The 20814-nt window shown below is 45.7% G+C and carries 21 protein-coding genes; 8 read left to right on the forward strand and 13 right to left on the reverse strand.

Annotated features, from left to right (window positions below; translation table 11 throughout):
- Positions 1–7 precede the first annotated feature (7 nt).
- On the reverse strand, positions 8–298 hold the full coding sequence (locus tag F551_RS0114585; RefSeq protein ID WP_018998263.1) for a putative quinol monooxygenase: 291 nt from the start codon (positions 296–298) through the stop codon (positions 8–10).
- A 95-nt stretch (positions 299–393) separates the two neighbouring features.
- Entirely contained in the window at positions 394–1275 is an 882-nt protein-coding gene (locus tag F551_RS0114590; RefSeq protein WP_018998264.1) for an AraC family transcriptional regulator, read from the reverse strand.
- A 241-nt stretch (positions 1276–1516) separates the two neighbouring features.
- Here F551_RS0114590 and F551_RS0114595 point away from each other — a divergent pair, with 241 nt between their 5' ends.
- The 7 genes from F551_RS0114595 (at position 1517) to F551_RS0114625 (ending at position 6235) form a co-directional block, all read left to right on the forward strand.
- On the forward strand, positions 1517–1846 hold the full coding sequence (locus F551_RS0114595) for a hypothetical protein (RefSeq protein ID WP_233355268.1): 330 nt from the start codon (positions 1517–1519) through the stop codon (positions 1844–1846).
- Between the two features lie 65 nt (positions 1847–1911).
- Entirely contained in the window at positions 1912–2556 is a 645-nt protein-coding gene (locus F551_RS0114600; RefSeq protein WP_018998266.1) for a hypothetical protein, read from the forward strand.
- 15 nt (positions 2557–2571) lie between these two features.
- Complete coding sequence (locus F551_RS0114605) at positions 2572–3039, forward strand: heavy-metal-associated domain-containing protein (RefSeq protein WP_018998267.1); 468 nt, start codon at positions 2572–2574, stop codon at positions 3037–3039.
- Positions 3040–3042: 3 nt separating this feature from the next.
- A complete protein-coding gene (locus F551_RS0114610) occupies positions 3043–3423 on the forward strand; it encodes a hypothetical protein (RefSeq protein ID WP_018998268.1) in 381 nt (126 codons plus the stop codon).
- Positions 3424–3509: 86 nt separating this feature from the next.
- A complete protein-coding gene (gene nspC, locus F551_RS0114615; protein ID WP_018998269.1) occupies positions 3510–4703 on the forward strand; it encodes a carboxynorspermidine decarboxylase in 1194 nt (397 codons plus the stop codon).
- Between the two features lie 117 nt (positions 4704–4820).
- The gene (locus tag F551_RS0114620) at positions 4821–5780 is read left to right on the forward strand and encodes a DUF4349 domain-containing protein (protein WP_018998270.1); all 960 of its coding nucleotides are present in this window, start codon (positions 4821–4823) and stop codon (positions 5778–5780) included.
- A 77-nt stretch (positions 5781–5857) separates the two neighbouring features.
- Positions 5858–6235: a VOC family protein gene (locus F551_RS0114625; protein WP_026296860.1), complete on the forward strand. Its 378-nt coding sequence runs from the start codon at positions 5858–5860 to the stop codon at positions 6233–6235.
- A gap of 50 nt (positions 6236–6285) precedes the next feature.
- On the opposite strand, the gene F551_RS0114630 is transcribed toward F551_RS0114625, so the two are convergent.
- The 4 genes from F551_RS0114630 to prfA form a co-directional block, all read right to left on the reverse strand.
- Complete coding sequence (locus F551_RS0114630; protein WP_018998272.1) at positions 6286–6846, reverse strand: DUF4167 domain-containing protein; 561 nt, start codon at positions 6844–6846, stop codon at positions 6286–6288.
- A gap of 168 nt (positions 6847–7014) precedes the next feature.
- Entirely contained in the window at positions 7015–7878 is an 864-nt protein-coding gene (prmC, locus tag F551_RS0114640; protein WP_033405193.1) for a peptide chain release factor N(5)-glutamine methyltransferase, read from the reverse strand.
- Positions 7879–7882: 4 nt separating this feature from the next.
- On the reverse strand, positions 7883–8659 hold the full coding sequence (locus F551_RS0114645; RefSeq protein ID WP_018998275.1) for an MOSC domain-containing protein: 777 nt from the start codon (positions 8657–8659) through the stop codon (positions 7883–7885).
- A gap of 29 nt (positions 8660–8688) precedes the next feature.
- On the reverse strand, positions 8689–9768 hold the full coding sequence (prfA, locus tag F551_RS0114650; RefSeq protein ID WP_018998276.1) for a peptide chain release factor 1: 1080 nt from the start codon (positions 9766–9768) through the stop codon (positions 8689–8691).
- A 199-nt stretch (positions 9769–9967) separates the two neighbouring features.
- Here prfA and F551_RS0114655 point away from each other — a divergent pair, with 199 nt between their 5' ends.
- Positions 9968–12169, forward strand: coding sequence for a putative bifunctional diguanylate cyclase/phosphodiesterase (locus tag F551_RS0114655; RefSeq protein ID WP_018998277.1), 2202 nt, complete (start codon positions 9968–9970; stop codon positions 12167–12169).
- 2 nt (positions 12170–12171) lie between these two features.
- On the opposite strand, the gene F551_RS0114660 is transcribed toward F551_RS0114655, so the two are convergent.
- The 7 genes from F551_RS0114660 to F551_RS0114690 form a co-directional block, all read right to left on the reverse strand.
- A complete protein-coding gene (locus tag F551_RS0114660; RefSeq protein ID WP_018998278.1) occupies positions 12172–12603 on the reverse strand; it encodes an MAPEG family protein in 432 nt (143 codons plus the stop codon).
- 69 nt (positions 12604–12672) lie between these two features.
- Positions 12673–13983, reverse strand: coding sequence for a glucuronyl esterase domain-containing protein (locus F551_RS0114665; protein ID WP_018998279.1), 1311 nt, complete (start codon positions 13981–13983; stop codon positions 12673–12675).
- Positions 13984–14091: 108 nt separating this feature from the next.
- Positions 14092–14505 (reverse strand): PaaI family thioesterase, encoded by a 414-nt coding sequence (locus F551_RS0114670; protein WP_018998280.1) that lies wholly within the window; start codon positions 14503–14505, stop codon positions 14092–14094.
- Between the two features lie 54 nt (positions 14506–14559).
- Positions 14560–15675, reverse strand: coding sequence for a flavodoxin-dependent (E)-4-hydroxy-3-methylbut-2-enyl-diphosphate synthase (gene ispG, locus F551_RS0114675; RefSeq protein ID WP_018998281.1), 1116 nt, complete (start codon positions 15673–15675; stop codon positions 14560–14562).
- A gap of 186 nt (positions 15676–15861) precedes the next feature.
- Positions 15862–16824 carry a helix-turn-helix domain-containing protein gene (locus F551_RS0114680; RefSeq protein WP_018998282.1) on the reverse strand — a complete coding sequence of 321 codons (963 nt, stop codon included), beginning with the start codon at positions 16822–16824 and terminating at the stop codon, positions 15862–15864.
- Positions 16825–16912: 88 nt separating this feature from the next.
- Positions 16913–19174 carry a phosphoenolpyruvate--protein phosphotransferase gene (gene ptsP / locus F551_RS0114685; protein WP_018998283.1) on the reverse strand — a complete coding sequence of 754 codons (2262 nt, stop codon included), beginning with the start codon at positions 19172–19174 and terminating at the stop codon, positions 16913–16915.
- A gap of 153 nt (positions 19175–19327) precedes the next feature.
- Positions 19328–20578 carry an aspartate kinase gene (locus F551_RS0114690; RefSeq protein WP_018998284.1) on the reverse strand — a complete coding sequence of 417 codons (1251 nt, stop codon included), beginning with the start codon at positions 20576–20578 and terminating at the stop codon, positions 19328–19330.
- Positions 20579–20814 lie beyond the last annotated feature (236 nt).

The raw sequence follows: 20814 nt of genomic DNA on the forward strand, positions 1-20814 counted from the left end.
TTTTTCATTACATCATCAACCGCTCATAATAAGTTACCACCGGCTCGCCTTCCATGAAAGCAAGCAACGCCGTCATCACGCCAGCCTCCTGAATGAACGCCATATAAGCCTGATGATGCCGTTGACTGGCCCATTCTTCCTTCAGAAGGAATGCTCTGGTAGCAGAATCGTAAAACAGATTAACCTGCAGTGCGCCGTCAAAGCCACGCACGTTGGACAAGTTCGCGTTCAGAAAGGCCGTCAACTCCTCAAACGCCCCGTCTCGAACCGTCATTTTCAATGTAACCCAGATACTCATCTTCAATCTCCTGTATAAACTATGAGGAGATTGCGGTGGATCAGACAAAATTTATGTATAGAAAAAGCTAAAAATCGTAAAATTCGGTCAGAAAGTCACGCAAGCTTCAATCGCATCTGTTTTGGAGTTTCTCCAAAATTTCGTTGGAAATCCTTGATAAAATGGGATGTATCTGCGTAGCCAATTTCATACGCAATTTCAGCTATGGATAGCGTTGAACGCTCAACTAAATCCCGCCCTTTAGCCAACTTGGCTTCGCGTAACCATGCCCCCGGTGCCATTCCAAATGCGCGCTTAAAATCGCGCTGAAATGACGACAATGAACGTCCAGATAAACAAGCATAATCTGCAACTGTAAGCCCTTGCCCTGCATGACGACGCATCAATTGCTTGATATTACGCCTACTTTTAGTGCGGTCCAAGTTTAATAGAAAACGCTTCAACTGGTTCTGATCGTCATGCAGATCAAGTAAAAGCAACAACTCAAGAAGCTTTGCTTTGATCAGCGCATAGGGCGCATCCAGTCCGCCATAGACCTGAGATAAAGTCGCAACGTAAGCCTTCAGACACGGCGTTCCAGCAAATAATGATGGCATGCATGTAATTCTTTGAATCGTATTTGCCGATACCGCCTTTAGAAATTCCTCAATAACTTGATCGTCGAAAAAGAATAACCATGCTTCCAGCGGTCCATTCGCGTTTATAAAATCCGAGATCATATGATGATGACGGGGAATCATCAGCATGTCTCCCGAACGAACGCAGGTCTCTTGGCCTTCGAAATCATAGAAAGTCTCTTGCCCTTGAGCAACGTACACCAGACATGGTGCATTGGTAAAGAACTCAACTCCGATCGCTTCTTGCTGAATGAACTTACGGAAAATACTCGTCCCGCTTTGAGCCATCACAGGCTCTGCGCCTTTAAACTCAGACAACCCCTCAGGAAGCAACAAGATATTATCGGTACAATGAGCCACATTTATTTCCTTGGTGTGAAATAGCGTGACTCAAACTTCAAGCTATTTTCTTAAATTAGCAATTCCAAAACTCATTTTTCAGATGTGTGAAATATCTTAAAAGGATCAATTCTAGTCTCTACAACCAAAGAAACTAGACTTCTCGCTCAATAGATATATCCTGTTGTACATGAAGCTATTCATTGCCCTTGCATTTTTTATGTCTAGCCTGCTTGGAACAAGCAGCGCATGCGCGCATGCAATGGGTTTGAATTCGGCTCATTCACCTGCTGTGCACTCAAACACAGAAATTGCGCATTCGGAGCACAGCCACGCGGTATTTCTCGATCATCATGACGACCATAATTCAGCGTCAACTCTCCACAATATGCACAGCGATACGCATGAGGATTGCCCAGAAGACTGTAATGGTGGTCCTGATTGTGCTGGCTGTTCGGCCATTCCTGCCAGCCTAACTATAGAAGGTTTTAGCTTCACACCTCCTGTCATAACAGCTTTGTATAGCATGAGTGATGAAGCGGGTTTTGATAAAACCTTTGCCTTAGAGCCCCCTCCACCACGAAGCACCTGAACCCGATCAACTTCACGGGCAGATTCCGTCTGCCCTTTGGATTTTATTAGTTCAGGAAAAACAATATGTTGCGAAAAATCGCAACCATCTCCGCAATAGGATTAGGGTTAGCTGCATCAGCACATGCTCGCCCTGTTTCTTATGTCGGCGGATGGACACTCATTGAAGAAAGCGACAGGCAGAGCACGTCTCTACTCGCGCACTACACTCCCGATCCAGCATTCTCCATTGGATGGAAAAGCGAATGGGATCGTCAAAATGACATCGCCCTTCATGGCCCACAATTCACCTATCTGGCCAAGCGTTGGTTTGGGGAAGATTATCAAGCCAACCTCTATGCTTTTACTGGCGCGGGATGGCTTGAGGGTGTGGATAGTAATCCTTTAAGCGCTGAAGGCATGGGATATGTGGGCCTCCTTGCAGATTGGGAAACTCGTAGTCTCTTTGCCTCCTACAAAACGCGGTATTTAGACAGCCATTCTCTCGATGGAAACTTCCTGCAAGCAGCCAGAGTGGGTTGGGCTCCTTATGAAGGAGATACCGGCGATCTGCACACGTGGCTTATGCTGGAAGTCGACCACCGCCCCGACAATGAAGAGGAACTAGGCGTCACGCCGCTCGTTCGCCTTTTCAAGGATACAGCCCTTTTGGAACTGGGCTGGAGCCTCACAGACGACCAACCTCTCATCAACTTTACATACAGATTTTAAACAAGGAATCACACAATGAAACTTGTATCTCTTTCTCTCATTTCACTTCTTTTCTTTGCTCCAGCTTGGGCGCAAGATCATCACGCCTCACACGAAAACCATGCTGAGCATCACAGCACCGATCATAGCGACCACGTCGAACATGCTGAGCATGAACACCACACAAACGACGCGGAGGATGCGCCCATTCATACCCAACTCACTCACACACCTGAGATACATCAGGCTTTGGAAGCTGGTGGAGATGCCGTCGTTGTCAGCGTGTTGGGTGTGGTATGTGATTTCTGCGCCAAAGCAATGGATAAAACTTTTTCTAAACGAGATGAAGTTGCAGCGGTCTATGTCGATCTTGATCACAAGACTCTCAATCTAGTATTCAACCCCGCTCAATCTATCGATGAAACCTCCATCCGAAAGCTCGTGAAAAAAGCGGGATATCGCGCAGCCGAGCTAACCTATATTCCATCTATGAATTTGAATTAGGTCATGAAACTCATTTTACGTGAAGCAACAGCGCCAACTCTGGCGCTGTTTGCAACCACTTCGACACTCCTATGCTGCGCCCTACCAGCACTATTGATAACACTGGGCGCTGGTGCAGTTATGGCTGGCCTAACTTCAAGCATCCCCGGCATCATCTGGCTAACGGAGCACAAGCTTATTCTTTTTGGTGTATCAGGGGCATTGCTCATCGCGGCGGTTGTCACAAAATGGATGACGCGCCATGCACCTTGTCCAATTGATCCCAAACTTGCAAAAGCCTGCGCTTTCTGGAGGCGTACAGGCAGTATAATCTTGGCCACAGCAAGTGTATTCTATCTGGTTGGAGCATTCTTCGCATTTTTTGCAGCGGACCTATTGCTCTAACACTTTTGGCTTGACGGACTTTATCTTCGATCACATAGGCTTTGTAATGAAAGCTTCCTTTGATTTAGCAAGATATCAAGTCCGTCATGTCTCTTTATCCAAACCGTCCGTTTAATTTTGACATTTCCAATGTCGAAACACCTGCTTTTATTGTCGATAAGGGTGCGCTTGAGGACAATTTGAAGATCCTAGCCGATGTGCAGGAGCGTTCAGGTGCTAAAATTCTTTTAGCACTCAAAGGCTTCGCTATGTGGTCGCTTGCTCCACTCATTATGAAATACCTGCCGGGAATAACATCTTCTTCAACGGCGGAAGCACGCCTTGGGGCAGAAGAATTTGCGCCTCACAATCAAAACGGCGGCGAAGTGCACGCCTGTGCACCGGCATATTCCGAAGCTGATTTTAAAGAACTAATCACGCTGTGTGACCACATTGTTTTCAATTCTGTAAACCAAGCCAAACGTTTGCTGCCAATCTATGAGGAAGCCCTGTCCAATGGTGGACGCGCCATCTCTTTCGGACTCCGTATTAATCACGGGCATCGCGAGGCAGAAGTAGAACTTTACGACCCAGCTGCTCCTAAATCTCGCCTTGGTGCGCCTCGTGATCAAATACCAGCTGACGGACTGATGGGACTTGAAGGCCTACATTTTCACACACTTTGCGAATTAGATTCCGATAGCCTTGAGCGTTCGTTAGAGGTATTTGAACGCGACTTTGCAGATCTTATCCCCGGCTTGAAATGGCTCAACTTTGGCGGTGGCCACCACATTACTCGCCCCGGATATGATATAGAACGCCTCGTACGCATTATTCAGCGTGTGAAATCGCAATATAGTGTTGAGGTTTATCTTGAACCCGGAGAAGCCATTGCGATCCGTTCCGGCGTATTAGTCAGCGAAGTCATGGATATCGTCCACAATGAAGTGGATATCGCGATACTCGACACAAGTGCGACTGCCCATATGCCAGACGTATTGGAAATGCCCTATCGCCCTGATATTGTCAGTGGGCATTTACCAGATGAAAAACCACACTCTTATCGCCTTGGTGGACTAACATGTTTAGCTGGAGATGTGATTGGCGACTATTCTTTTGATAACCCCCTAAAAATTGGTCAAAAACTAATATTTGAAGATATGGCGCATTATACAATGGTGAAAACATCCACCTTTAATGGTGTGCGTCTCCCCTCCATGGGAATTGCAGATCCACAATCAGGCAAAATCGAAATCGTACGCCGATTTGGGTATGAAGATTATAAAAACCGCCTCAGCTAAATCATTACTTATAAATAGACTTTGACCAGACGCCCCTCTTGCGCCTTAATACTGGCAGATTTGCTTCATTTACTTGTTTAGACAGGTTTGGGCACAACAATTATGAGAGGGATGCTCATGAAAAAGGCTTTATTATTCTCTAGCGCACTTCTAGCACTTGCTGCATGTGGCGGAGACAAAAGCACAAGCGGTGCAGATTACGCCCAAACGGAAGCTATGATGGCTGCGGAGCCAGCACCTATGGCATCCATGCAAGTTTCTGGCGCTCGCAAAATGGCAGCTCCGGCACCTCCTCCTATTTCAGATGATGGTGCTACAGCGCCAACTGGGCCAATGCTCGCTTATACTCATAACCGCTCCATAGTGTCCCCTGCAAAGGATGTGGAGCGCGTAGTGTCTTCCCACCAAAGACTATGTGAGCAAGCCGGCTTTCAAAAATGTATGGTCGTAAACTCTAATCAAAATGGAATTGGTGAAGAATGGGCTAGCGCCAATATGCATATCCGCGCAACCCCGGAATGGATTGAAGAATTTTTCAGTGACCTTCCCAAGGATCTACAAAAAACCAAATCCAAGATCACAAGCTCAAGCACAAGTGCACAGGATTTATCAACGCAAATCGTCGACACAGACGCACGCTTGAAAGCAAAGCTAACACTACGCGACCGCCTTCAAGCTCTACTCACGGACCGACCGAGCGAATTGCGTGATCTAATTGAATTAGAAAGAGAATTATCACGTGTGCAATCAGATATCGATTCCAGCGCAAGCATTTTAGCTGCGCTAAGACAACGCGTCGCAATGTCTAATCTGCACATGCACTATTCTGCAAAACAGACAGCAACTTCACGATCTGTCTGGGCACCTTTAGGTGATGCATTCGGGAATTTCTTTGGTAATTTTGCTGGCGCACTTGGCTCGGTTATCACTGCAATTGCAGTCATATTACCCTGGTTACCTGTCATTGGTGGATTGCTCTGGTTTGGTCGTTGGATCTATCGCAAAGTTTGGCGCAAAAACAAACAAGAAAAGGAAATCGCTTCAGAAGCACCGAAAGCAACAGCGACAGAAAGCTAATTCCACCGCCTCTTTAGCACTTGCCATTCCCCTTTGATTGTCTTCAAAATGTCAGAATATAATCAAAGGGAAAAAGTATGATAAGTTACAGCATGATCGGGGTATCCAACTTCGATAAAGCATCGAAATTTTACGATGAAATATTTAGCCTTCTCGGCGCTCAACCAGTTCACAAAACTGATCGCTCGTGCTTTTACGCCACGCAAGACGGCCGCCCGTTATTCGCCATTTGTATTCCTTATAACAAAGAAGCTGCAACTGCAGGAAATGGGTCGATGACAGCTTTTACGGCAAGCTCAAAAGACATTGTCAAAGCCGTTTATGATAAAGCCATTGAGCTTGGTGCAACTTGTGAAGGCGAACCAGGTCCACGCGGTGAATTTGGAGATTTTGCGTATTTTCGTGATATGGACGGAAACAAGCTCGCTATATCTGCTCTTAATCAAAACGCATAAAAAAAGGGCCACTCAGTTGAGTGGCCCTTTTAAATTCAGATTGAAACCATTTAGTTTCCAGCAATTTCAGCCTGTTGTTCAGCAAGTGCATCCAATGCTGAACGCGCTTCTTCATCCTGTTTAGGCTCAGCAGCAGCTTCAGCAGGCTTACGACGCGGACGACGTGTACGACGCTTAGGCGCAGGTTTTTCTTCCACGTCTGAAGGGCTTTCCTCACTATTGTCTGAAGAAGCTTCAGTTTCATCTGCAGCATCAACAACCTTTAATGGGTCTTCAACAGCTTCAGCGGAAGCATTTGCACCTTCAACCTCAGCATTTGCCTCTTCAGGCTTTTCTGCTTCAGCAGATTGAGTTTCCTCATTCTGCTTGTGATGATTAGGTCTATCCTTCGGCATGTTCGCTTGCATGATGCGGTAATAGTGCTCGGCATGCTGAAACATGTTTTCAGCTTTAACGCGATCACCCGCAGTCTGCGCATCACGCGCATATTGAACATATTTTTCATAAATCTGGCTGGCAGAGCCACGGATCTTAACTTCAGGTCCGTTGCTTTCGAGCGAACGATTGCTCGAATTATTGGGCTTCCGCCCGCGCCCACGCTGACGCTTCATATATCCATATCCTAATCTAGTTAAAGCTGACCCGATTAGAGGCCGTTTGCGCGAAATTCTTATTCTGGTATTGCGCCGTCGGAACGATGAACAACTTGATTCGCTGGCCGACTGTTAGGAGCTTAGCGTGCATTATTTTGCTTTCCAAGCCCCGCTTACATAACTGTCTTACACTCTTGGAGCGGTGGCGTAAACACATCTTTTTACCCCAGAGAGGTCCTTGCGAATATTTATGTGTAAAAATCCAACTTTAGCGAGCATTTCAGCTATTTTATCAGCTTGTCCAATGCCCACTTCGAACGCAATTAGGCCACTCGCCGCTAGGTAGTTTTTTGCATTGGAAATGATGTGACGATAGTCGTCATATCCATCTTTACCACCATCTAAAGCTGACATTGGATCGTATTCTTTCACATCCACGTCTAGGTGCTCAATATCGGCTGAAGGAATATATGGTGGATTGGACACAATCACATCATACGTTTTTCCTTTTACAGTTTCAAACCAATTGGAAGTGTTGAATTGAGTACGTCCATCCAATTCCAGTTTTTTAGAATTGATTTTTGCAATCTCAAGCGCTGCCTCGCTTTGATCTAACCCAATTCCCAATGCTTGCCTTTTTTCATGTAAAATGGACAGTAATATGCACCCACTTCCTGTGCCAAGGTCCAATACCGATTTATAGTGTTCTTGCCATTGACTTATGACCACCTCCACCAATGTCTCAGTATCGGGACGAGGATCTAGAACGTCAGGAGAAATATCAAATTCCAATCCCCAGAATTCTCTTTTCTTGGCAATTCTTGAAACAGGTTCACCTTTCGCACGCCGCTCAATAAATTCTTCAAACACGTTTAAAGTTTCAGTTGAAACGACGTCATTTTCTGCAGCGATGAGTTCGGCTGCGGACACGCCACCTGCGTTCTCCATCAAACGTCTGGCATCGCGCAGACCACCTTCAATTCCCGCATTGCTTAATTGTTTAGCTGCTCGCCTCAGTAGATCGGAATACGTTTCGTTATTGTCGTCCATAAAATTAAAGCACAACCAATTCGTCATTTACAGAAACACGGCCTGACTTTGTGAATTTGGCGTAGGTTCCCATCGTGTTGCGTTTAAATTTCTTCATAAGAAGCGGCACAATATCCAAATCATACTCCGCCGTTTCTGGATTGGCGTGTGTCGCTTTGCATCGCACTATTGGTTTTATTACTTCCAATTCAGTCTCACCAATTTGCAGCTTTTGACCTATTGCCCAATTGTCCTCAGTCCACGCATTTCCAGAAAAAACGATGTTCCCACGAAAACGCTTGTAGTCGACCTGATGCCCTACAACTTCCCCAAAATCAGATACCGAGTTTTCATTGATAAGAGACACAAAACCAGCGGTGTGATGATCCATAAACCGATGTTGTTCTGGAGCACGTATCACACGTAATGGACCTTTAAAATCTTCACCCAATCGAGTTTCTAACCACTCGCCAAGCTCATCCAATCCATCTTGCGATGACATATCAAAGCCGCAAATACACTTCTCATCGCGTTCATGTATTTCCAACCTCTGCTCTTCATCCAGATAGATGGTTTCAAGATTGGCCACACGTGCTGAACGCGCAAGAACTGTAAATCTCATTTTGGAAATGTGCGCAGGCGCATCTGGCGCAAAGCCCGATGGTCCATCCTCTACAGCGAACATGCGATCATTAGGAAAATGTTTGCCGGCTTCCAGATAAGTGGCTTCTAAACGTTCAGGTGAAAACCCTTTAATAGGGTGACGCCAAAGACTTGTAATTTTTGCTTTATCATTCGTCATCACATCACTCCTACCAACGTAAAATTCAATCAGCTTTCTTCCATCTCAGCCAAGCGAGCTGCCTGATCTTCAGCAATCAAGGCATCAATAACTTCATTGATAGCATCACCAGCAAGAATTTGCTCAAGCTTATACAAAGTCAATTTAATGCGGTGATCTGAAACACGGTTTTCTGGAAAATTATAGGTTCTAATTTTTTCTGAACGATCCCCAGACCCGACCTGACTTTTACGAGCGTCTGCCATTGCAGCATCTTTTTCAGCACGTTCTTTTTCATACAATCGGATCTTCAACATTTCCATCGCACGTGCACGGTTGGCGTGCTGAGATTTTTCAGAAGATGTCACCATAATGTTCGTTGGCAAGTGAATAATCCGAACAGCAGAGTCAGTTGTATTCACGTGCTGACCACCTGCACCTGAAGATCGCATTGTATCAATACGAATATCTTCTTGTTTGATTTCGATATTCACCTTCTCAGGCGCTGGCAATACCGCAATACTAGCTGCGGAAGTGTGAATACGCCCTTGGCTTTCTGTCTTTGGTACGCGCTGAACCCGGTGCACGCCGGATTCAAATTTCATTTTACCAAACACACCTTTACCCGTTACAGAAGCGATGATTTCTTTATACCCGCCAGCATCACCCGCTGATTGGCTTTCGATATCCAGTTTCCACCCCTGAAGTTGCGCGTAGCGCTGATACATACGGAACAAATCGCCTGCAAACAGAGCAGCCTCATCTCCTCCCGTACCGGCGCGCACTTCCAGCACAGCGTTGGCTTCATCATCTTCATCTTTAGGCAATAAGAGAAGCTGTAGTTCTTGCTCTAATTCCGGCAATTGCGATTTTAAATCTTCACGCTCTTCCTGCGCCAATTCCTTCATCTCAGCATCAGAATCTTTATCTTCGAGAATAGCTTCGGCTTCTTCCAAAGCTTCTCTAGAATCTAAAAGCTCGCGTGCTTTATCCGCAACCAGTTTTAACTCTGCATGATCTTTAGAAAGTTGAACAATTTCATTAGGATCAGTGGCAACAGACATGCGTGCCTCTGTTTGTTCAAATCTCTCAATAACCTGACCTAAGCGTTCTGCAGAAACTGCGGGCATAAATTCTATCTCTCATGTAACTGATCGCGAAGGTGTATATCGTGAGAAAGCACACGTCACTACAAAAGATTAAATTGGCCCATAGATTTTTAAACACACTCGACATTTGCTCTGTCAAAAAAACAGTAATCAGACGAATATTATTAACCAACCCAAGGTAAAATCGACCAACTAAATAAGTGTAGTGTGGGGAATCGCCTTGTTCAATTCTGTTCAAAAAATCAATGCAAGTATACAGGCGTTGCTCAATCCAAATGCCGAAAAAGAAATTCCTATTAAGCCCCTTTTGATATTAGTCGCGGCAGCAATCACTTTTATTTTCATTGTTCTATTTTTAGTTAGTCACAAAAGCGATCAAATCGCTCAACGCCAACAGACAGTTTTATTCGAAAATTTCCTGACATCTCATATCGATGCAACACAAGAAACTATCGACCATCTCATTTCTTTACCGGGGACTATGGAGGCTCTTCACGATTCATTGTCTCCCAAAGAACTAAACTCCAAAATCACCATTAGGTTGGCAGATCGACTGTCGACTACTGACGTCTTTGTAACTGACGGAAAAGGCAATGTCTTGTTGGGAGACAGCTCTTACACTTCAATTTATCCTTTAGACTTGAAAGTTCTAAAACCGAAAATAAAAAGCTTAATTGAGCAGATCGAATTTTCTCAAAGCCAAAACTTTTCTTCGGACCGGATCATTTTAAATGATTTAATCTATCAAGTTTCGTTGCGAAGAACCCAAAACAACAATCAAGTAAGATACCTTACTGTTGCCACGCCCTTGGCCAATATTTTTGAAAACCGCCAACGTCTTCCAATGAAGATAACTATCACCAATGGCGCAACCTCTCCCAAGCAGAGTACTCATCTTTTCGTTTTGAATATTCAAGACTCAACCGAGGAAACCCTGGGATGGATATCTTGGCAGAGGAACCTGCCGGGACATGTCGCAATACTTCACTATCTGCCCATTATTCTAAGTATTGCGCTGATCATGTGCTGTGCAGCTTTTTTTCTTTGGCGACAAGCAAATAATCTTAGTCGAAACATAATCCGAAGTCATGAGGAAGCCAGCAAACGTGCACTACACGATCCACTCACTGGTTTAGCTAACCGTACCCTTCTAAAACAACAAATAGAGGCTGCGAAATCTCAAGTTAAACGCGGCAAGGATGGGTTTGCGCTACACTTAATCGATCTCGACAAATTTAAAGTGGTAAACGACTCACTTGGCCACCCTGCTGGCGACGAATTAATTCGCCAGGCCGCCACTCGCCTAAAAGAAGCCTGCCGTGCAAGTGATACAGTCGCTCGTATTGGTGGAGACGAATTTGCGGTCATACAAATCGAGGCCCAAACCACGAGCACAATCTCCAGGCTTGCCAGACGCATCAACGAGCAGATGTCACGAGCTTTTAGTTTGAATGGCAATGAAGTATTTGTCAGCGCTTCTGTAGGAATTGCTGTCGATACAAATGGGCACTCAAATCAAGAAGAATTAATGAGGCGCGCAGACATTGCTTTGTATCGCGCAAAAGAAGCTGGTAGAAACCAATATTGTTTCTTTGAAGAGGAAATGGACGAAGAACTAAAACGCAAACATGCAATCGAGCGAGACTTGCGCCAAGCTCTTCAAAAACCAGCAGAGAATGGTTTGCGTGTCGTCTACCAACCTCAAGTATCTGCAAATGGCCGCCACGTTCGAGGAATGGAAGCCCTTATTCGCTGGTCACACCCTGAAAGAGGAAATGTTTCTCCGGCAGATTTCATCCCAGTTGCGGAAGAAACAAATCTAGTTGTCGCTCTCGATGAATTCGTGATGACGGAAGCGTTCAAAACAGCAGTGAAATGGCCTGAAATTACAATGGCGGTCAACGTTTCTGCTAAAGAATTGCACTTAGAAAACTATCCAAGCAAAGTGATCGCATTGGCGAATGATTACCATGTACGCCCTGATCAAATCGAATTAGAAATTACGGAATCTGTTCTGTTGGAAGATTCCCCTCAAATCGCAAGAACACTCAAAGTGCTCAAGGCAGCCGGTTTCAAGATTGCACTTGATGATTTTGGAACCGGGTATTCATCCTTATCCTACCTAAGACGCCACCAAGTGGACAAACTCAAGATCGACCAGAGTTTTGTAGCTTCAATTGGTGTTAGAGATGATGCTTCTGCAGTTGTTCAAGCAATTTTGAGCTTAGGAGAAAGCCTCGGTTTATCAGTCACTGCTGAAGGGGTGGAAACTCCTGCGCAACGCGATTCTTTGCGTGCGCAAGGGTGTGCCTATTTGCAGGGGTACCTATTTTCTCGTCCACTGGAAAAGGACGACATTGCATCCCTTCTTCACAAATTTAAGGAACGCAATGCTCAGCAAAGACTAAAGAAAATTTCGTAACTCTACATCGCTACAAGCGCCCAGACATTTCTACCAGCGATCACCACAAGCAATACGCTGCTCAGAATAAACGCACGGAAACGCCACAAGAGATTGTTTGTGCTACACTGAATAAGAGAATGCACAATACGTAGACCAACATAAGCAAATGCCAACCCCACATTGATAATGTCTGACACACCAACAAGGTGCGAGTACACGCATAACGCATAGAAAATTGTGGGTTGTTCATGAAGGTGGTTTGAGTTGTCAGCAGTCCAAACTGCTTTATCCGATAAATTTTCCATTCCAACTAACTCTTGATTTCGCTTAGGTGGAATAATCCCTTTTTTTACGTTTGAAAAAATCACTGGCAAACGGCGCGATGCCATCAATGCCAAGATGCACAATGTCCAGACCACGAGCGCCAATACTGGCGTTAGCATATTTAGCATTCAACTCTCCCCTATATGTTTGGTTTATTTTAGCAACCAAACATAGATTGAAGAAAATTTCAAATCTTTCTAATTTACCGAAGGATCAAACCACCGATCCAAAAAGGTTAGAAAGTCTTCCCAATCCTGCTCCCGAACCCCGTGGCGGCCATTGGAAATCTGAAATGCAAGTTCTCCCGCAGTGATATTCGAGTCATCCATCCCAGCCTGAGCCAACCCAGTTTTTCCTAATAATTTGTAGGCTGGATCCGCTCCTTGCGCCGCACGAAATGCTCCATTGGGATCAGACCAAACATCATTCCAACTATTCCCCAAAAACACCGGACGCGGTGCCGCCAAGGCTATCAAAAAATGTTGATCAATTGGAGTTTCGTTTTCCCGATCAGAGTAGCTGGCATATTTATCATTGAACCAATGAGGGTAGCTATCAGTAATTTCTTGAACAGACTCACCATTATCACTTTTTGTGAGGGATGCTCCTCCCGTTCCTGATTGGTGAGATATGATAGCTTCAATACGATCATCATTTGCGGCCGCCCATAAAACCGCTTTACCTTGCCGCGAATGCCCCCATCCTGCCGTTCTGTCCGCATCCAATCTCTCGTCTTTATCGAGCACATCTAACGCCCAACCAAACCCTGCCGCCCAAACGGACAACACGCCGACGGGAACATTCTTCCCATTCATTTCATCTGCGACTTTGGCAATACCCATGTGAGCATTGTCTTTGCTGTCGGCTGCAATTTCAGACGAATAAATGGTGGCATAGGCATAACCGCGCTCGAGAACCTCCTCTATGGGAGGACCCTCAATGTATTTCCCAAAGATACCTTTGATGACCCAAGCCATAAATCCACCACTACCGCAAACGCCACCTCTTTCAGGATCGGTCAAACGTTCATCATGTAATGCTGCGGAATTCTGACAAAAACTCTGCGCAACAATCAGTGGAGCCGGAGAGGCATCACTAGCCCCTTTAGGAATCGCGACACCGACCCAGAATTTTGGACCATTTTCTCCAACTTGAATTTGATATTCTTCTAACCTGCCAATGCCACCGGCGAAATTTTCATCAATCACATTATGCGCGACTGCTTGCCCAACAAGGCCATGGGGGTAAGGTCCATAAACATGTTCAGATAACGACACTCTTAGCAGTTCACGTCTCACTGACCAGTCCTGCGCTGACTGCACTGCCGGTTCACCAAACATTTGTCCCAATACCGGAGGCTCTGCAATTGGTGGCCCGGTTAAATCGGTATCAGCCCGCTTCAGTCCGAGCTGGACAGCACAAGAAGAAACAACCAGCATCATTCCAATGCCCAATGCTCCAAGAATACCAAAACCTATTTTCTTCTTGAGACTTTTCTTCTCTGACACGCCAATGTCCTCACACAATTTAAGCTTCGCACACTATCGCCAGTTTATCGGCAATAAAGCGAGCGATAAATTATCAAAATTATGTGATTCCCCAAACCGCTTAAAATTTCATCGTGGCCATAATATCATTTGAGTACAAGAAAAGTGCGCAATGACTTTTTCTGTTGTCATGTTCACGACTTTGGCTTCCCAAACTTGAGTCGTTTTTCCGGAGTGAATGATCTTGGCTGTTGCGCGAACTTTCCCCTCACGTGCCGTTCCCACAAAATTGGATTTTAGTTCGATTGTAGTGAACCCCATTGCCCCTTCAGGCAAAGCGCGAACGCATGCATATCCGCAAGCAGTATCTGCCAAAGACACAACCGCCCCCGCATGGAGGAATCCATTTGGAGCCATAATCTCTTCGCGGACTTCTAGCTCGGATACAAGATACCCATCCCTCAGCTCAACCACTTGGGCACCAATCAATCCTGGTAGGTTTTTATCACCTAGCTCATTCAGTTGTTCGATTTCAGACTGCATGTTTCACCTATAAATAGTCGAAACATGTCCATAACAGCCATACGCTACGTCAGATCAAGAAGTTGCTTGAGACCGAATATAATCTGCACGTTTCTCAACCTGATCAACAATGTGCTCGATCATGTCTGCATTAGAAAGTTTATGGTCTGGCTTGCCGCCGATATACATCATGCCTGCATCTTTACCGCCACCGGTAAAACCAAGGTCAGTACCTGCCGCTTCACCAGGTCCATTCACCACGCACCCGATAATAGATAGTGTGATAGGTTCGCGAATGTGCTCAAGGCGCTGCTCCAGTGTTTCCACTGTACTGATTACATCAAAGCCCTGACGCGCACATGATGGACACGCTATAATATTCACACCTCGGGTTCGAAGGTTCAGCGACTTCAAAATATCAAAACCGACTTTGATTTCTTCCACCGGATCAGCTGATAGAGAAACGCGCAGTGTATCGCCTATACCAGCCCATAGCAGGTTCCCCATACCAATTGAGGATTTCACTCCTCCGGTTCTTGCTGGCCCTGCTTCAGTCACACCCAAGTGCAAAGGCGCATCAGTTGCTTCCGCCAATCCTTGATAAGCCGCCACTGTCATAAACACATCAGACGCTTTTACAGAAATCTTGTACTCTCTGAAATTATGGTCATCGAGAATGCGAGCGTGATCTAAAGCGCTCTCAACCATCGCTTCGGGGCACGGCTCACCATATTTTTCAAGTAGGTGTTTTTCAAGCGAACCGCCATTCACACCAATACGAATACAAGCTCCATTATCACGAGCTGCATTGACCACTTCACGTACGCGATCAGAAGACCCAATGTTTCCCGGGTTGATACGAAGACAAGCTGCTCCTGCTTCTGCTGCTTCAATTCCACGTTTATAGTGAAAATGAATATCTGCCACGATTGGAACTTTGGAAGCTTTTACAATCTCTTTTAGTGCAGCGGTAGATTCTTCATCTGGACAAGATACGCGTACAATATCTGCACCGGCTTCTTCCAAACGACGAATTTGATCAATTGTTGCGCCTGCATCTGAGGTCGGAGTGTTAGTCATGGACTGAACACTGATCGGTGCGTCTCCACCAATTTCCAGATTGCCCATCATAATCTTGCGAGACTTGCGACGCTCAATAGTCCGCCATGGTCTAACTTGATCAATATTCATGGAACTAACTCCGAAAAACGCCTACTCTTTTATGCAGATAAATACACTCCAGAGATTTTCAATCCTTGCTTGGAGTCGTAATTGGCGCACCACATGTGTTTGGTAAAGAGTAAAACAGAAAAAACAGCACAACACTACGTAGAACGCACCGTTCTACATGCTCAATAAACTCACCCTATTTCTCGGTTAATTGGTTAAATCGCTGTTTTCCAGCGGTTGCCGACTTAGCGCCTCATCAACTGCGTGAGAGTAAACTGGCAATCCTGCTTCAGCTATGGGCCCGAGTGACTTTCCTGACATACGCCATTCAAATGCGCCACCATCTCTAGCTGTAATAGTCCAACCAGCTCCAACACGAGGGATGTAAACATCACCGGGCGCTAATTCACGAGACAAGTAAACTGTCCCGTCAGAACCACGCACCTCAACCCAAGCCCGCGTCAAAGCATGAAGAGAAAGATCAGAGGCGGATGCTGGTGCCAAAACCGTAGACTGGGAGTACACAGTGTTTTCTAGGGGTGCAGTCGCTACATTGTTATTTGAGGCGCTAGTGTTCTCCCAAGGCTTCAAGAAATACACTGCGCCAGCACCACAAGCTATTAGAGTCAAAGCAACAGAAATGACAACAGGTGCTATCCAACTATTCTTTTGAGCAAACTCTTGTTTTTTAGCTTTTTCTTTTAGCTCTTCTTCTGTTGGTTCAAGTGCTAAAAGACCACATTCATTCAAAAAACGTTGAACTACATCCTGAGGTTCAGGCAAGCTAAGCGCTTTTGCATAATTGCTTAAATACCCGCGCAAATAAGATTGAGACTTTGGCATGCCAGGCAGCAAATTTGGCATCATGTCTTCAATTGCGCCTAAATAATCTTTGTGTATCCGAGTTTCTTTAGCTGCAGTTTCTAATGTCCAGCCTTTGGCTTCACGTGCCGCTCTCAATCGAGGGCCCATACGTTCAGCATTCACTGCATCAGGGGCTACGACAACCAGGTGGGGTGCTGTATTTGTGGTATTATCTGGTGTAGAAACATCATCAACGGCCTGGTCTTTGACTGTTTCTTCAATCGCCGGATTCAGTTCTTCAATCGCTGAGTTCAATCTCGCTATTACTTCTGAACCTTCGCCGTCTTTATTTGCAGCGTTACTCATACAACGATCCGTTCCGGGAAATGACCCAAAGTGGCTCACCATCGACCCACAATTATAACTAACAATTCAAAGCATCTATAGCAATGCTTTATACCTGCAAGTTAGATTGCTGAATGATCTTTAATAAATCTTTACGAAGATCGAAGCTTCGTGATTCTATTAGCAAATCAACTTGTTGCTTAATCTCCGCAAAATTTGTGCCGCGGACCAATCGCTTCATTGGACCTATGCGAGCGCCCTGCATTGAGAACCTTCGATAGCCAAGGCATGCCATAACAAGTGCCTCTATTGGCCTACCCGCAGCTTCGCCACAAATTGTAATTGGGATTTCGGCACGATTAGCACTCTCTACAATATGCCTCATCAAATCTATCGCGGGTGGACTGAGCAAATCGTATCGTTCTGATACAAGTTTGTTCTCTCGGTCGGCCGCAAAGAAAAACTGCATTAAGTCATTCGTTCCCACTGAAAGGAAATCCACTTTTCCTTTTAGCGCTTCGATCGACAAAGCAAATGAGGGCGTTTCCACCATCGCTCCAACCTGCAATTCGTCTGGGGTTTCACGGCCAAACTTCTTAGCCCAAGCCATTTCGGCGTCGACAAGCTCTCTAGCCTGCACATATTCGTCAACAGAGCACACCATTGGGAACATCAATCGCAATGGACGTTTTCCAGTTGCGCGGATCAATGCTCGAATTTGTCGACGGAAGAAATATGGGCGATCCAACGCTAACCTTAAGGCTCTCCATCCTAGAGCAGGATTTTCTTCACGATCCCCGCCCATGAATGGCGCGACTTTGTCGCCCCCAAGGTCCAAAGTCCGGAAAATCATTGATTTCCCACCAACCCGAGAGATTGCATCCTCATAAAAGGCAGCTTGCTCATCAAGCGTCGGCACAGTTTCAGAAGTTAAAAATTGAAATTCCGTCCGGAACAACCCAACTCCCTTTGCTCCGGTTTCCTCAAGATGATCAAGATCAAAAGATAATCCAGCATTTAAAAAGAGATCGAATTCAACACCATCTTTTGTCGTTGCCGGCAAATCAACTAATTCAGCATATTTCGCGCGCTCTTCATCAGATACAGAAATACGTTGACGATAGTTTTCAATCACATCATTGGTCGGCCGAAGAAGAACAAGCCCTCTTTCGCCATCAATGATGATATCATCGCCCGCCTCGACACGGCTTACAACACCTTCAGCATCCCCAACAGCAGGCACACCGATTGCCCGTGCCACGATGGCCGCATGAGACCCTGCTCCGCCTTCTTCAAGGATGACACCAGCAAGCTTACAATCGCGATATTCAAGTAATTCGGCAGGCCCTAATCGACTAGCAACAAGAATTGATCCAGGTTCAGGTTTGTGGTCGGTCGCACCTTCTCCTGACAAATGCCGCAGTAAACGGTTCTCCAAATCTTCAAAATCATGCAGACGTTCACGCAAATAGGCATCACGTGCGTTTTCCAATCGAACACGGTGCTCTCTACGCGTGCGATCTACAGCTGCCTCAGCAGAAAGACCGGACTGAATAGCGTCATGCAAACGGGTTTCCCAAGACGGATCATGTGCAAACAAGCGATATGTTTCGAGTACATCTCGGCTCTCGCCAAACAATACTGGCGTCGCGCGATTGAGCATTGTGTCTATCGATTGGCGTAAATCGGCCAATGCTGTATCGAGGCGTTCACCTTCTGCTTCTGGGTCTTGCGAAAAGAAACGTGTAGCCGAAACAACTGGATCGTGCAGATGAACCGGCCCTACTCCAAGCCCCTCATTTAATGTTCTCCCGCTCATTTCAGCCGGCGGTTGAACCCTTAGATCTAAATCATTGCTCTCGTTGAGAGCTGAGGTAACAATCTCGGCAAGAACCATCGCAATTGTCTGCAAGGATTCCATTTCTTCATCGTCGTAATTACGTTCCGTTTTGTTTTGGACTACCAGCACTCCCAAAACACGGCCACCGCGCAAAATCGGAACCCCTAAGAAACCGTGATAAGGGTCCTCACCAGTTTCTGGACGATAGGAAAAACGCGGGTGGCTTGGAGCATTGCGCAAACGCTTTGCTCGCGCAGACGACGCAATCAAGCCTACTAGACCTTCATTTTCAGCAAGACGAGTTCGACCAACAGCTTCCGGACGAAGTCCCTCTGTAGCCATCAAAACGAGACTATTGTCACCTGAGCGCACATAAATCGAACACACATCAGCGACCATCGTAGTCGCAATCAATTGCACAACCCGCTCGAGTCTTTCTTGCTGCTCAGCTTCGCTCGCCATGAGTTCGCGAAGCCGACTCATCAAAAGACGTGCTGTACCTGCGGCAACAAAACTCCTGTTGGGGCTCATATAGTGCGCTTCCTTGTTTAATCCCTTGCGAGTCGCTTCTAACGAGCGACTTCGCAAATTACTATATAGTACTCAATTTCATTCCTACTATTCTATCGAGCACAAATTATAGCACATTGATGATAATATTCTGAAAGAATTGCCTAATTTCTGCTATTCTGTGTCTAATTCATATGCAGTGTGCAGCGTCCGAACAGCAAGTTCGGTATAGGCATCATCGATCAAAACAGAGATTTTGATTTCAGATGTAGAAATCACTTCAATGTTGATCGACTTTTCAGAAAGTGCCTTGAACATTAATGTTGCAACACCCGTGTGGCTCCGCATTCCCACACCGACAACCGACACTTTCGCAACATCTCTGTTAACTTCCAGATCATCGAACTCAAGACGATCTTGGGCTTTTTCAATTGTCTGACGAGTTAACTCAGCATCACGATCAGCTGTAGTAAACACCATATTCTGCTTACCGGCAGTTTTCGAATTTGCCTGCACAATCATGTCAACATTTACACCAGCATCAGATAATGTCTGGAATAAATCGGCAGCAACACCAGGATTATCAGGAAGCCCTAATAGTGTAAATTTGGCCTCATCACGAGAATAAGCAATTCCGCTTACAACTTGTTTTTCCACGATCTCTTCCTCATTACAGACCAAAGTACCCGCAAACCCATCGCCGCCTTCGGCAAAACTTGAACGTACGCGAATAGGAACATTGTGATTCATGCCAAGCTCGACACAGCGTGTCTGAAGAACTTTGGCACCAAGAGACGCCAATTCCAGCATCTCTTCATAAGAAATTTTTTCCATACGATGTGCTTTAGGCACAATACGCGGGTCGGTCGTATAAACACCGTCAACGTCAGTGTAGATATCACAAACAACAGCATCCAACGCAGCCGCCACAGCGACAGCACTCGTATCAGATCCACCACGACCAAGAGTCGCAATCCGGCGATCCGGACTTACCCCCTGAAAACCAGCAATGACGGCGATTTCACCGCTATCAACACTATTCGTGAAATCATCGCCATCAAAGCCCAAAATACGAGCTTTTCCGTGTGCTTCATCTGTTTGCATGGCCAACTGCCAACCAAGCCAAGAACGTGCTTTAAAACCACGTTTTCGCAAAGCCAAAGCAAGAAGACCGGACGTGACTTGCTCTCCAGAAGCAACGACTACATCATATTCATCATCGAACTGATCCCCTACTAGCTTTCCGCCAGCAGCTTCATCAGCATATCCAACGAGTTTGTTTGTCTCGCCAGACATTGCGGATACGACAACAGCAAATCCACCACCATCATCTTTCACGCGTTGCGAAACAATATCAGCAACGCGCTCAATCCGCTCCATATTGGCGACCGAAGTGCCGCCGAATTTTAAAACTGTACGTTTCATGGGGTCGGGTTATTCCAAATAATTTTTATTGCCAAGGCAATCTAGTATTCTTATCTAATAACCAAGCCTGTAGAGTCTAAATTCTATCTTCTCTACAAGTTAGTTCGTTGGTCTTTTATGCCGCAGATCGCAATCAGGCAAATCTTGATATTCAAGTAGCATTAAAATGATCAATAAAACAACAATCCATCAAGCAAAGCCACACCGACAAAGTGTTGTTTTGCCCAATAAAATTC

It is taken from the genome of Hirschia maritima DSM 19733, from assembly GCF_000378345.1.
Taxonomy (GTDB): Bacteria; Pseudomonadota; Alphaproteobacteria; order Caulobacterales; family Hyphomonadaceae; genus Hirschia; species Hirschia maritima.

Coding starts and splice junctions, on each gene's coding strand:
- F551_RS0114585 (WP_018998263.1), bottom strand. CDS start 298: ATGAGTATCTGGGTTACATTGAAAATGACGGTTCGAGACGGGGCGTTT.
- F551_RS0114595 (WP_233355268.1), top strand. CDS start 1,517: ATGGGTTTGAATTCGGCTCATTCACCTGCTGTGCACTCAAACACAGAA.
- F551_RS0114600 (WP_018998266.1), top strand. CDS start 1,912: ATGTTGCGAAAAATCGCAACCATCTCCGCAATAGGATTAGGGTTAGCT.
- F551_RS0114605 (WP_018998267.1), top strand. CDS start 2,572: ATGAAACTTGTATCTCTTTCTCTCATTTCACTTCTTTTCTTTGCTCCA.
- F551_RS0114610 (WP_018998268.1), top strand. CDS start 3,043: ATGAAACTCATTTTACGTGAAGCAACAGCGCCAACTCTGGCGCTGTTT.
- nspC (WP_018998269.1), top strand. CDS start 3,510: ATGTCTCTTTATCCAAACCGTCCGTTTAATTTTGACATTTCCAATGTC.
- F551_RS0114620 (WP_018998270.1), top strand. CDS start 4,821: ATGAAAAAGGCTTTATTATTCTCTAGCGCACTTCTAGCACTTGCTGCA.
- F551_RS0114625 (WP_026296860.1), top strand. CDS start 5,858: ATGATAAGTTACAGCATGATCGGGGTATCCAACTTCGATAAAGCATCG.
- F551_RS0114630 (WP_018998272.1), bottom strand. CDS start 6,846: ATGAAGCGTCAGCGTGGGCGCGGGCGGAAGCCCAATAATTCGAGCAAT.
- prmC (WP_033405193.1), bottom strand. CDS start 7,878: ATGGACGACAATAACGAAACGTATTCCGATCTACTGAGGCGAGCAGCT.
- F551_RS0114645 (WP_018998275.1), bottom strand. CDS start 8,659: ATGACGAATGATAAAGCAAAAATTACAAGTCTTTGGCGTCACCCTATT.
- prfA (WP_018998276.1), bottom strand. CDS start 9,768: ATGCCCGCAGTTTCTGCAGAACGCTTAGGTCAGGTTATTGAGAGATTT.
- F551_RS0114660 (WP_018998278.1), bottom strand. CDS start 12,603: ATGCTAAATATGCTAACGCCAGTATTGGCGCTCGTGGTCTGGACATTG.
- F551_RS0114670 (WP_018998280.1), bottom strand. CDS start 14,505: ATGCAGTCTGAAATCGAACAACTGAATGAGCTAGGTGATAAAAACCTA.
- ispG (WP_018998281.1), bottom strand. CDS start 15,675: ATGAATATTGATCAAGTTAGACCATGGCGGACTATTGAGCGTCGCAAG.
- F551_RS0114680 (WP_018998282.1), bottom strand. CDS start 16,824: ATGAGTAACGCTGCAAATAAAGACGGCGAAGGTTCAGAAGTAATAGCG.
- ptsP (WP_018998283.1), bottom strand. CDS start 19,174: ATGAGCCCCAACAGGAGTTTTGTTGCCGCAGGTACAGCACGTCTTTTG.
- F551_RS0114690 (WP_018998284.1), bottom strand. CDS start 20,578: ATGAAACGTACAGTTTTAAAATTCGGCGGCACTTCGGTCGCCAATATG.